Source organism: Algibacter amylolyticus (assembly GCF_014202225.1).
GTDB classification, from domain to species: Bacteria; Bacteroidota; Bacteroidia; order Flavobacteriales; family Flavobacteriaceae; genus Algibacter_B; species Algibacter_B amylolyticus.
Genome location: NZ_JACHGE010000006.1, coordinates 156922 through 169747, shown reverse-complemented (window position 1 = coordinate 169747; position 12826 = coordinate 156922). Strand labels below are relative to the sequence as shown.

General features: G+C 33.9%; 6 protein-coding genes. All 6 read left to right on the top strand.

The window, feature by feature from the left end; all coding sequences use genetic code 11:
• The first annotated feature begins 61 nt into the window (after nucleotides 1-61).
• Nucleotides 62-376, top strand: coding sequence for an L-rhamnose mutarotase (gene rhaM / locus HNQ90_RS12510; protein ID WP_144116369.1), 315 nt, complete (start codon nucleotides 62-64; stop codon nucleotides 374-376).
• Between the two features lie 125 nt (nucleotides 377-501).
• Nucleotides 502-2943, top strand: a complete 2442-nt coding sequence (locus tag HNQ90_RS12505) for a BNR-4 repeat-containing protein (protein WP_144116368.1) — start codon at nucleotides 502-504, stop codon at nucleotides 2941-2943.
• Nucleotides 2944-3192: 249 nt separating this feature from the next.
• A complete protein-coding gene (locus HNQ90_RS12500) occupies nucleotides 3193-5949 on the top strand; it encodes a glycoside hydrolase family 78 protein (RefSeq protein ID WP_144116410.1) in 2757 nt (918 codons plus the stop codon).
• 3 nt (nucleotides 5950-5952) lie between these two features.
• Nucleotides 5953-8724 carry a family 78 glycoside hydrolase catalytic domain gene (locus HNQ90_RS12495; protein ID WP_241678357.1) on the top strand — a complete coding sequence of 924 codons (2772 nt, stop codon included), beginning with the start codon at nucleotides 5953-5955 and terminating at the stop codon, nucleotides 8722-8724.
• A 132-nt stretch (nucleotides 8725-8856) separates the two neighbouring features.
• Nucleotides 8857-10440, top strand: a complete 1584-nt coding sequence (locus HNQ90_RS12490) for a sulfatase (protein WP_241678356.1) — start codon at nucleotides 8857-8859, stop codon at nucleotides 10438-10440.
• A gap of 90 nt (nucleotides 10441-10530) precedes the next feature.
• Nucleotides 10531-12651, top strand: coding sequence for a polysaccharide lyase family 8 super-sandwich domain-containing protein (locus HNQ90_RS12485; protein ID WP_172625869.1), 2121 nt, complete (start codon nucleotides 10531-10533; stop codon nucleotides 12649-12651).
• The last annotated feature ends 175 nt before the right edge of the window (nucleotides 12652-12826 follow it).

Sequence of the window (12826 nt, the reverse complement as noted above, 5' to 3'; positions counted from 1 at the left end):
CATTCATTAAAAATTAAAGTTGCACTACTATAATTTGCAAATCAATAAACCGGATAAAATTATGCAAAGATTAGCCTTCAAAATGAAATTAAATAAAGGGCAAAAGGAAGCCTATAAAAAACGTCATAACGAGATTTGGCCAGAGCTTAAAAAATTATTGAAAGACAATGGTGTAAGTGAATATTCTATATTTCTAGACGAAGAAACGAGTACACTTTTCGCGTTCCAAAAAGTTTCAGGAACAGGCGGTTCTCAAGATTTGGCAAACAATCAAATTGTTAAAAAATGGTGGGATTTTATGGCAGATATTATGAAGGTGAATCCAGATAATTCTCCGGTGTCAATTCCGTTAGAAGAGTTGTTTTATATGGAGTAATACCTTAAATATTTAACAGTTTTTAGCAGTATAGTGCAGGATGCTTCTTTTTTTTTAAAATCAGAAATTTGTTTGATTAGTCCTTTCATATTTTAAAGCGGGCAGTTTAAAAAAAGAGAAAAACTATGAAAAATAATTACTCAAAAAAGCAATGTTGTATACACTTTATTGTTCTGATCCTATGCTTTTTAGGGCATGCTCAAGTAGTCTTAGAAAGCGAAGTTAAGATTTCCGATATTGGTTTGCATTTTGATGGTTCTAAAGTTTCAAGTGGTGCAACTAATACAGGTGAATCTGCACCCTACGATTATTTTTTTGGAAATAAAATATCAGCACATGGCGACTGTATAACAAGCTATAACGAATTTGTTTTTACAACGTGGTATAAAGGAGGCAAAGGCCAGCGAAATGTTATGCTTACACGTTATAATACCATAACTGGTACTATGGCAACTATTGAATTTCCTCATAGACATACGGGCTATCAGAATAAATGGTGGATAGGAGAATCTCATAACACCATAGCTGTTGGAGTAAGTCCTTTAAACGGTACCATTCATTTGTTATACGATATGCATTCGTACAGCAATACAAGACCTTCAGATGGTAGTTTAAGTAACGATTATTTTAGATATTCATTTTCCATAGCAAATGCTGCTGAGCTTCCAGATGCAGAATTTACCTTAGATAAATTTGTTCAAAATAATAACGGCGGATACAAGCATTTAAGTTTAAACGGTGGTGAAGATTATAGTAATTTTTCGGCTTTAACCTATCCTAAATTTTTCTTAAATGATTCGGGTGATTTGTTTATGTATATGCGTGAAGGTGGCAATAATAACGGAGCTTATAAATTTTCTAAATATGAAGCTACCACATCTACATGGTCTAGTTTTACGCATTTTAATGTTTTAAATGCTAGAAGCCAATCTGGAATAACCTATAACTGGGGGCTTTATGGCGATATAAAATATGTTAATGGTAAAATGCGTATTGGTTTTCAAAAAAGGTCTCAAAATAACAGCGATAAATATCAATATCAAAATGGGGTGTATTATGCCTACTCCGATGATCAAGATGGTTTTACCGGATGGAAAAACCACCAAGGACAAAGTTTTAGTCTTCCCTTATACGATGCCGAGTTTATAAAAGTCATGGAGCCCGGAGATTACGTTCAAGGAACCAATACAGACGCCATAAATATTGTTCAAGATTTTGATTGGACAGTTACCGAAAATGAGGATGTGCATATTATAAGTAGAGTTAGAGACAATCAATTTAATGTAACCAAGTATTTACATACTTATAAACCTTCTGGAGCAACAGATTTTATAACTTCAGAGGATTTTGCAGGAGCAGAAGCCATATACACAGCAGGCGATGATGTATTTATAATTGGTTTAACTAACGGAAGGGTTTATGTAGAAAAAGCCCAAGGTGGTACTAATAATTTTACTAGAGTATATCAAGCAACTTCTGGTAAAGTTTTTAATCATGGGCAAGTATATATTGCTAATGGTAAATTGTATTATTATTTAATGCATAGAACCTCTGGTAATGAGCAACCTCTTTATTTACAAATTATAGATTTAGATATTGTAAAGGATCCTTTTAGAGTGTCGTTAACCTCTCCTTTTCCAGATGAAACGTATAGCCTTGGTGAAACAGTTCAAATTTCGGCTGATGCCATAGATGAAAATGGAAGTATTTCTAAAGTAGAGTTTTTAGTTAATGGTGCTACTTTTGGCGAGGATAGTTCAGTGCCTTATGCTATAGATTGGTTGCCAAATACAGAAGGTATATATACGGTGCAAGCAGTGGCATACAATGCAAGTAACGAAACAGTGTCTTCTAATAAAATTACAATTAATGTTGAAGAAGAAGATCCTACAGATTTAACCGGCGATATTTACCGAATTAAGAATTTTGTAACTGGAAAATATTTACATTCTGTAGGTGCCGATGTTGTTGAAAGTGATAATGCTTCCAACGTGGCTGCTGGCGATAAGGAATGGGAATTTGTAAAAGCTGGAAATTATTTTAATATTGAAAGTAAAAGGTCCGATCGTGGTATTTTAAGAGCTGCTGGTAATCCACCAAACGATATTATTAATACTGGTTTTTCAGCTCCTAGAGAGGATAGCGATAAACAATTTAATGTCGCTTATAATAGTAGCGACGGCACATATCAATTTTTAACCAGAAATAATGCTAATTACTTGTACCAAAATACGAGTGGTATAATAGAGCATATAGGGAATTCTGATGATAGGTCTAAATGGATTGTCGAATCCACAACCTTAAGTACTTCTAAGGTGGAGACGGATTCATTTTCGGCGAAGGTTTTTCCTAATCCAGCAAACCATCAATTCACCATTTTATTTAATGGCGTAAATAAGGCTAACATTATAATAAACGATATGCTAGGAAAGGTCATTTTGCAAAACAGAATAAATTCTAATAGAATGGATATTGAAAATAATGGCCGTTTTAAATCGGGATTATATTTAATTACAGTAATTGACGATAATCAAAGAGTTTTCCGTTCTAAACTTATAATTAAGTAAAACGGCAACAAATAATTTAGTTTTAAAGGAGCTAGTAAATGTTAACATTTCTAGCTCTTTTTTATACTGTTCAATCAAAGGATAGCATTTTAATATGTATTCCAACAAATTCGAGACAGTACAGGATAGTTTATTTAATGAAAATTTGGACTTTAGACAATATTTTCTCAACCTTTAAATGTCTTAAAAGTAGTAGTTTATAGCATATTTAGAATGAAATTATCAAAACGTATCATACTGCGGGGCATAATGGTTTACTGTACCTTAGCATCACTACTAATTGTAGGGTGTAAAGTGGAAGAGATTATAGCTCCAGAATTGTTAACCATATCCGAGAGTTTTAAAAATCCAATAGGGTTTTACAATAATACCCCAACGTTTTCATGGAGATTACCGATATCACAACACATCAAATCCCAATCTGCTTACCAAATAGTTGTAGCGTCGTCAAAAGATTTGCTGCCAAATAATGCCGATTTGTGGGATTCTGGAAAGCAATTAAGCGCGCAATCTACATTTGTAAAATATGAAGGTAAACCATTAAAATCCCGCCAAAAGGTATTTTGGCAGGTGCGTTTTTGGAATCAAGAAGATAAAAACTCAGGGTGGAGTGATGTAAATACTTTTGAATTAGGATTGTTAAACAATTCCGATTGGAAAGCAAATTGGATAGGCTTAGATACTGCAAAAGATAGTATAAAAGGGGTTAGGGCATTTTTAATGCATCGGCCACAATATTTAAGAAAAAGATTTGAATTGTTTAAAGATGTAGCTTCAGCAAGATTATACATTACGGCAAAAGGCGTTTTTGATGTACATTTAAATGGTAAAGATGTAAGTGATGATGTCATGACCCCAGGTTGGACGCCATACAACCATCGCATAGAAACACTTACTTATAATATTACAGAATTTTTAAAAGCTGGTAAAAATGCTATCGGGGTAGAATTGGCTTCGGGGTGGCATTCAGGAAGAATTAGTAGAGGTAGAGCATTGTATGAAAATTTTGCATCGCCCAAAATTCTATGTCAGTTAGAAATTGTCATGAAAAACGGTTCAAAACAAACCATAATTTCAGATAAATCTTGGAAGGGAACTACAAACGGACCACTACGTTTAGCGGGTATTTACGATGGCGAAGTATATGATGCAAACTTTGAAATGCCAAATTGGAATACTGTTACTTTTGATGATTCTAACTGGAAAATGGTAGAAGTTGAGGCTGTTTCTAAGGATGTTAAATTGGCACCAAAAAGACATCAAACTGTAAAGAATCAAATGGTTTTAAAGGATGTTGAAATTGTTTCGGTAAAAGAAAACACATCAGTTTTTAACCTAAAACAAAACATTGTAGGCGTACCAAAGGTAAGCGTACCTATGAAAAAAGGGGATACTTTAAAAATACGTTTTTCTGAAATGTTGCTAAAAGACAATACCTTTTATACTAAAAACTATCGTTCTGCAAAATCAACCGATTATTATGTTGCATCTAAAGACGGCGTTATAGAATATGTTCCAAAATTTACATTTCACGGATTTCAATTTTTAGAACTGAGTGGTTACGATAAAAATGCTAAACCAGAAGCGTTTTGGGTACAAGGTATAGCGCAACATTCTAATTTTGAAAAAATCGGAACCTTTACATCCTCTCACCATAAGTTGAATCAATTACAAAGTAATATTACTTGGGGATTAAGAGATAACTTTTTTGATGTGCCTACAGACTGTCCGCAACGCGATGAACGTTTGGGATGGACAGGAGATGCTCAGGTTATAGCGCCAACAGCATTATTTAATTATGATACGCATGCCTTTTGGGCTGCTTGGTTGCAAAGTATGCGAGAAACCCAATCTGAACACAATAACGGTTTAATACCTTTTATTATTCCAGATGTTCTTCAGAATAATAATGCAAGTTCTGGATGGGGTGATGCCTCTGTTATTATTCCTTGGGATGTTTATAATATTACTGGAGATATAAGTGTGCTTCAAGAAAATTACGAAATGTCCAAAAAGTGGGTGGGTTATTACCAATCTAAGGCTAAAAATTATATTCCAAGTATGTATTCTTTTGCAGATTGGTTGCAACCATACCCAGCAAAAACAGGCAAAACAGGAAATAGAGGCGATACACCAAAAGAGTTAATAAATACTGCTTATTTTGCACACTCTGCTCATTTACTATCTAAAATTGCTAGTATTTTAGGTAAAACAGAAGATGAAAAAAAATATAAAGATTTATATAACGCTGTTTCTAACGCTTTTGAAAACACCTTTTTTGATGCAGGAAAATTTATAGGCAAAAAACAAACACAAACAGCTTATTTACTAGCTATACATTTTAATTTATTAAAGCAAGAAACTAAAGAAAAAGCAAAAAAATATTTACTTGAAGAGATAAAGAATGCCGATTACCATTTAGGTACAGGCTTTTTAGGAACACCAATTTTACCAAAGGTTTTAGATGATATGGGAGAAATAGATTTAATGTATAAAATTCTATTTAAAGAAACCTATCCATCGTGGTTTTATTCCATTAATCAAGGCGCAACAACTATGTGGGAGCGTTGGAATAGTTATAGTAAAAACGATGGCTTTAATCCGCAAAGTATGAATAGCTTAAACCATTATGCTTATGGAGCTGTTGGGCAGTGGATGTACGAGCGTTTAGCTGGATTAGCATCTTTAGAACCAGGTTATAAGAAGATTAGAATTGCTCCAGTGCCAAATACCGAGTTTTTAACGTCGGCTTCTGCAAGTGTAAAAACACCTTATGGAGTATCTTCATCTTCTTGGAAAATTGAGAATGATACTTTTACACTTGATGTTGTAATTCCACCTAATACTTCTGCAGAGGTACATATTCCTTATGGCAATAAAGAACGTTTATTTGTAAATGGAAGTATGTTTGCAAAGAATTCAAATTTAAAATTAATGAGTTCTGATACTAGTCTAATAAAGATTTTAGCAGAACCAGGAACCTATAACTTTCAAACTAAACTTTAAATTATGTTTAAAAAATCAAATTTCAACTATTTAGCATACGCTTTTGTCTTTTTGAGTGTAATCATGTCTTGTAACTCTAATGACTCATTAGAAAATGCACAAGATTTAATGGTTTCCGAAGGGTTTGAAAATCCATTAGGTTTTTATGATGCTAACCCAACATTTTCTTGGAAGTTGCCCGTGTCAGAAAACATTAAAAGTCAGTCTGCCTATCAAATAGTAGCGGCTAGTAGTCCAGATTTGTTACCTGATAATGCAGATTTATGGAATTCTAAAAAACAACAATCATCACAATCTACTTGGGTCAAGTATGAAGGAGCAGCTTTACAATCACGTCAAAAAGTATATTGGCAAGTTAAGTATTGGAACCAAGATGGAGAAGCTTCAAAATGGAGTGAAATTAATCATTTTGAAATGGGCTTGTTAAATAATAGCGATTGGAAAGCAAAATGGGTTGGTCTAGATACTGCTAAGGACAGTATTCGAGGGCGAGAAAAAGTACTCATACATAAGCCCCAATATTTAAGAAAAGCATTTGAATTATCTAAGGATGTCACTTCAGCACGTTTATACATTACCTCTAAAGGTGTTTTTGATGTGTCAATTAACGGTGAAAATGTTTCAGATGATGTTATGTCTCCCGGTTTTACAACTTATAATAAACGTATTGAAACCTTAACTTATGATGTTACAAATTTAATAGAACCTGGACAAAATGCTATTGGTGTTGAACTGGCTTCCGGTTGGTACTCTGGTCGTTTACTTTGGGGAACCACGCCATGGGATAATACAATTTCGCCTAAGGTTTTAGCCCAGTTAGAAATTACGATGAATGATGGTTCTAAAGAAATTATTGTATCCGATGCTAGTTGGAAGGGAATGTCAAACGGCCCGTTACAGTTTGCAGAAATATATGATGGCGAAATTTATAATGCCAATTTAGAAATGCCACATTGGACAACCAATAATTTTGATGATAAGGATTGGACAAATGTAGAAGTAGCAAATCTTGATGATAAGGTAAAACTTGAACCTAAAAGGCATACAACTACAAAAGGAAAAATAGAGCTAAAACCACAGGAGATTACTAAAAAAGATGGAGCAATTATATTTGATTTAAAACAAAATATGGTAGGTGTTCCCTTTGTAAAGGTTCCAATGAAGAAAGGAGATACGCTTCAAATTAGATTTGCAGAAATGCTATCGCCAGATGGCACATTTTATACTAAAAATTATAGAAGTGCACATTCTACCGATTATTATATTGCCGCTGAAGATGGAGATATAGCATATCAACCAAAATTTACGTTTCATGGTTTTCGATTTGTTGAATTAAGTGGTTTTGATACCTCAAAAACACCTACGGAAGATTGGGTAACAGGTATTGTACAGTATTCAGATTTTGATGATAATGGTACATTTAAATCATCACATGAAAAACTAAATCAACTTCAAAGCAACATTGTTTGGGGCTTACGAGGTAATTTTTTAGATATCCCAACCGACTGTCCACAACGTAATGAACGTTTGGGTTGGACAGGAGATGCACAAGTATTCGGGCCAACATCAATGTTTAATGCCGATGTTTATAAGTTCTGGGCAAGTTGGTTGCAAAGTGTAAGGGAAGCACAACTTGAAGATGGCGCCATTCCTTGGACGGTTCCAGATTCAAGAGGAAATAAAATCGCAAGTTCGGGTTGGGGTGATGTAGGCACAATTATTCCTTGGAAAATTTTCATGCGAACAGGCGATGTAGGTTTTTTAGAAGACAATTTTGAGATGATGAAAAATTGGGTTGGGTATCATCAAAAAAAATCAAATAAACATATTTCTAATATGATGTCGTTTTCCGATTGGTTGCAACCTTTTCCTGAAAGTGGTGATAATAAAGGTGACACCTCTAGAAATTTAATTGGTACGGCATTTTTTGCGCATTCTGCTAAATTAACTGCTCATACTGCCAAAGTTCTTGGTAAAACAGAAGAGCATGCCAAGTACGAAGCACTATACAAAACCGTAGCAAAAGCATTTGATAATGAGTTTTTTGATGATGAAGGAAAAGTAAAAGGCGTAGCAGAAACCCAAACATCTTATTTGTTGGCATTAGCATTCGATTTATTACCTGAATCTAAAATCAAGAACGCGCAGGCTAATTTATTGCGCAAACTTAAAGATGCAGATTATCATTTAAGAACAGGTTTTTTAGGAACACCACTATTGTCAAGAGTTTTAGATGATATGGGAGAAGTAGATATGGTATACAAATTATTATTTAATGAAACCTACCCATCGTGGTTTTATTCCATCAATCAAGGTGCGACAACCATCTGGGAACGTTGGAATAGCTACAGCAAAACCGAAGGTTACAATCCTATGAGCATGAATAGTTTAAATCATTATGCATACGGTGCCATTGGCGAATGGATGTACGAACGTATTGCTGGTATTGCACCTTTAGAAGCAGGTTATAAAACCATACTTATCGCACCACAAGCTAGACAGCCACTAAGTTCTGCTTCAGCATCATTAAATACACCTCATGGAAAGGTCTCTAGTGCTTGGGAAGTTAAAGAGGGCAAGTTTTATTTAGAAACCGTAATTCCTCCAAATACAACTGCAAAGGTTATTATACCAGGTAATACGGCCAATGAATTACAGTTAAATAGTGAAGTATTTAAATCTCATAATCAAGTTGAATTAGTTAAAACTAACGACACTAGTTTTCTATTATTAGTGCAACCGGGAACATATAAATTTGTTTCTACATTTAAATAAATACGGTGATTTTATTAAGTTATAATGTAGTAAACAGTTATCCTTACAAGATTTACTTATAGGTTTTAAGTCTTAAAAAAATATAAACTAAAGCTGAAAATGCAATAACCGCTAAAATAAATAATTGTGTAAATGAACAAATCTATAATAGTAGCATGTATTGGTTTTTTGTTTATGTCTTGTGCTTTAAAAACCAATGAAATTGTTGTCAAAGAAAAGCCTAATATCCTTTTTATTTTAGCTGATGATTTAGGGTATTCAGATTTAAGCTGCATGGGTAGTTCATACTACGAAACTCCAAACATAGATGCTATTGCTAATTCTGGTATGGTGTTTACAAATGGTTATGCTGGTTCTCAGGTTTGCAGTCCATCTCGAGCTACTTTAATGACTGGACAGTTTGCAGCAAGACACGGTATTACAGATTGGATTGGCGCACCTATAGGGGAAGAATGGAGAAATAAAAAACGATATTCTAAAATGTTGCCAGCTGCCTATAAACATAATATAGATACCAATTTGGTAAGCTTACCAAAAGCATTTAAAAACGCAGGCTATTCCACTTTTTTTGCTGGTAAATGGCATCTTGGAGATGTTGGATATTATCCTGAAGATTATGGATTCGATTATAATAAAGGAGGATATCATAGAGGAAGTCCAGCAGGCGGGTATTTTGCACCATTTAATAACCCTAAATTAAAAGATACTGAGAAGGGAGAAAACCTTTCTATACGTTTAGCCAAGGAAACAGTAAATTTTATAAAAAACACAAAAGATAAACCATTTTTAGCTTATTTATCCTTCTATGCCGTACATGGTCCAATACAAACCAACAAGGAAAAATGGAATAAATACCGAGAAAAAGCGCAGAGAAGTGGTATAGCAGATAAAGGTTTTGAAGACGGCTACTTTTTACCCATGCGAAAGCACCAAGATAATCCGGTTTATGCAGGTTTAGTTGAAACTATGGACGATGCTGTAGGCTTGGTTTTAAAACAGTTAAAAGATAGTGGATTAGATAAAAACACGATTGTAATTTTTACTTCTGATAATGGCGGTGTAGTTTCTGGTGATAATTATTCAACCAATTGTTTACCTTTAAAAGGTGGTAAAGGCTATCAGTGGGAAGGTGGAATTCGGGTGCCATTTCTCGTGCATGTGCCTTGGATGAATCATGGTGGGCAAAAGAATAAAACTCCGGTATCGGGCTCAGATTTTTTTCCAACCTTATTAGAGCTTTCAGGATTACCATTACTTCCAGAAGTTCACGTAGATGGAAAAAGTATCGTTCCAGCTCTTAAAGGTGAAATAATGCAGAAACGACCATTATATTGGCATTATCCGCATTACGGAAATCAGGGAGGAAGACCGGTTTCAATAGTACGAGAAGGTAATTGGAAGCTTATTCATTATTGGGAAGATGGAAGTAATGAATTGTACAATTTAGCAATAGATATTCATGAGGATAATGATTTGGCTGTGCAGCAACCCATGCGCACTCAAGAAATGTATAAAAACCTAATGCAATGGTTACAAGAAGTTGGGGCTAAATACCCAAGTCCCGATCCACTCTATAATCCACAAAAAGAACAGCTTGCTATAATAAAAAAGAAGGCAGATATGACTAAATTTCATGAATCCCTGCGTAAAGGCATGCTAGATAAAAATTGGGAACCCAATAAAACATGGTGGGGAAGTATTCCAACGATCGATTAACTCATGTGTTAATCCACTACATAGTTCTTAGTAAGTTTAAGCCATTTAGTTTTAATGACTATTAAGCCCATATATTTAACAAGACGTATTATGATAAATAAGAATAAGGTTATAATAAAATTACTAGGTCTTTGTGTAATGTTTTTGGGGCTTAGTTGCAATACTTTTGTTTCGGATAAAGGCATTAATGTGCGATATCCATCGGACTTAGAAGAATTTCATAAAAATGTTATTAATTATTATCTAAATTATGAAATTAATGATGATGTTATTAATCTATTATTAGAAAATTTACAGGAAGATGGATCTTGGTCAACTATAGATTATTCTAATAAGGTTCGAGGTGGTTGGCCAGTAAAAAATCATGTACAACATGTCCAAAGTTTAGCCATTCATTATAAAAATAAAACCTCTAGTTTTTACAAGGATAAAGATGTTTCACATAAAATTCATAAGGCATTAAATTATTGGTTGGATAATGATTTTTTAAGTACCAATTGGCACGACCAACATATTGGAGTTCCTGAGTTATTACTGCCAACACTTTTTTTAATGGAAAACGAATTATCTAAACAGCAACAAGATAAAGCTATCGTTTTACTCAATCGAGCTAAAATAAAAATGTCTGGGCAAAATAAAGTTTGGCTTTCTACTAATGTTTTATTGCGTTCGTTGTTGCTTCGTAAGCAAGATTCGGTTTCAATAGCTAGTAAAGCTATTCAAGATGAATTAAAAATAGCTAATGGTGTAGGTGTTAAGTCAGATTGGTCGTATCATGAGCACGGTGCTCAACTTCAATTTGGAAATTACGGTTTGTCTTATTTAGAAGATATGATTAAGTGTTACACGTTTGTGAATAATACACCTTTTCAATTTGAAGATCATAAAATTGAATTTTTACGAGAGTATATTTTAAAGGGGCAGCAATGGGTAATTTGGAATAATACTTACGATGTAAATGCATCTGGCAGACAACTTTTTGAAAATGAGCAAGAAAAGAAAGCAGTACGATTAAAAAGGTGTTTAGAGCAGATGAAAACCCTTGATACAACGCATACGAAGGCTTATGAGGATGTCTTAAATACTAAAACCTTATTAGGAAACAAACACTTTTGGAAATCGGATTTTCATGTACATAGAAGGCAAGATTTTTATTTTTCGGTTAAAATGAGTTCTAAGCGTGTTGTAGGTACGGAGTCGGTTAATCAAGAAAATATACAAGGGTATTACATGGGAGATGGTGTAGCTTTATTATCTACCCATGGTGAAGCATATAGAAATGTATTTCCTTTTTGGGATTGGAAAAAGCTTCCCGGTACAACTATAATTCAAGACACATCAGCATTACCTATTATTAAGTTTAGTGGCTTTAAAACCAATGGTACTTTTGTTGGTGGAGTTTGCGATGGTAAAAATGGTATTGCTGTAATGAACTATAATCGAGATGGGTTAGCTGCTAAAAAATCATGGTTTATGATTAATGATAAAGTAGTTTGCTTGGGCAGTGGTATTACAACAAATTCAGCTTTTCCTGTAACGACTACCATAAATCAGTCCTTTTTAAAAGGAAGTGTTTTAGTAAGTGAAAACAATAGTGTAAAGAAAACATCAAGAATAGGAGCATCTCAGGAAATAAATTGGGTATTACACGACCAAATTGGGTATCTATTTCCAAATCAAAGGCAGGTAAAACTCTCTACTCAAATTTTAGAAGGAAGTTGGAATAATGTTGCTAAGCGTTACAGGCCTGTAATACTTACCGAAAACATTTTTAAATTATGTTTAGAGCACGGTAAACAACCCAAGAATGAAAAATATGAATACATCCTTATTCCTAATGCTTCAGAAGATGCCATGATTCATTTAAATAAAAACAAACCTTTTAAGATTGTAAATTCCGAAGCACAACAATCCGTTGAATCTAATGATGGAACTTGGGCAGGTATTGTTTTTTATAGTGAAGGCCTGTCAGAAATATACGGAGGGATTTCTGTAAATAAACCATGTGTATTAATGCTGGAGCGTAAGCAAGATGCATTGGTATTGTCGGTTAGCGATCCTTCTCATAAACTGACTGAAATTGAAGTGAATTTAAAAGGACATTATGCATTTGAAGGTAGCACTTATAGCAAGGGGCAAACCCAACTTACAATCCAATTGCCTCAAGGCGATCAAGCTGGAAAGTCGGCTCAATATCGTTTAAGTAAATAAGTGTAATTATAAAAGCGACCGCTCTTTTTAGTGCGAATATGTCTTTATAAATTTATTAGTTTTTATCCTGATTTTTTTACTTCTAAAAATAAAATTAATATTTAAAACTACATAAACTACCAAGGTTAAAATCTGTAACCTAAACACTCATGGTGTTAATATGAAAGTTGTATTT

What these genes read in the sequence shown, in the direction of transcription:
- rhaM (WP_144116369.1), top strand. Translation starts at nt 62, where the DNA reads ATGCAAAGATTAGCCTTCAAAATGAAATTAAATAAAGGGCAAAAGGAA.
- HNQ90_RS12505 (WP_144116368.1), top strand. Translation starts at nt 502, where the DNA reads ATGAAAAATAATTACTCAAAAAAGCAATGTTGTATACACTTTATTGTT.
- HNQ90_RS12500 (WP_144116410.1), top strand. Translation starts at nt 3,193, where the DNA reads ATGGTTTACTGTACCTTAGCATCACTACTAATTGTAGGGTGTAAAGTG.
- HNQ90_RS12495 (WP_241678357.1), top strand. Translation starts at nt 5,953, where the DNA reads ATGTTTAAAAAATCAAATTTCAACTATTTAGCATACGCTTTTGTCTTT.
- HNQ90_RS12490 (WP_241678356.1), top strand. Translation starts at nt 8,857, where the DNA reads ATGAACAAATCTATAATAGTAGCATGTATTGGTTTTTTGTTTATGTCT.
- HNQ90_RS12485 (WP_172625869.1), top strand. Translation starts at nt 10,531, where the DNA reads ATGATAAATAAGAATAAGGTTATAATAAAATTACTAGGTCTTTGTGTA.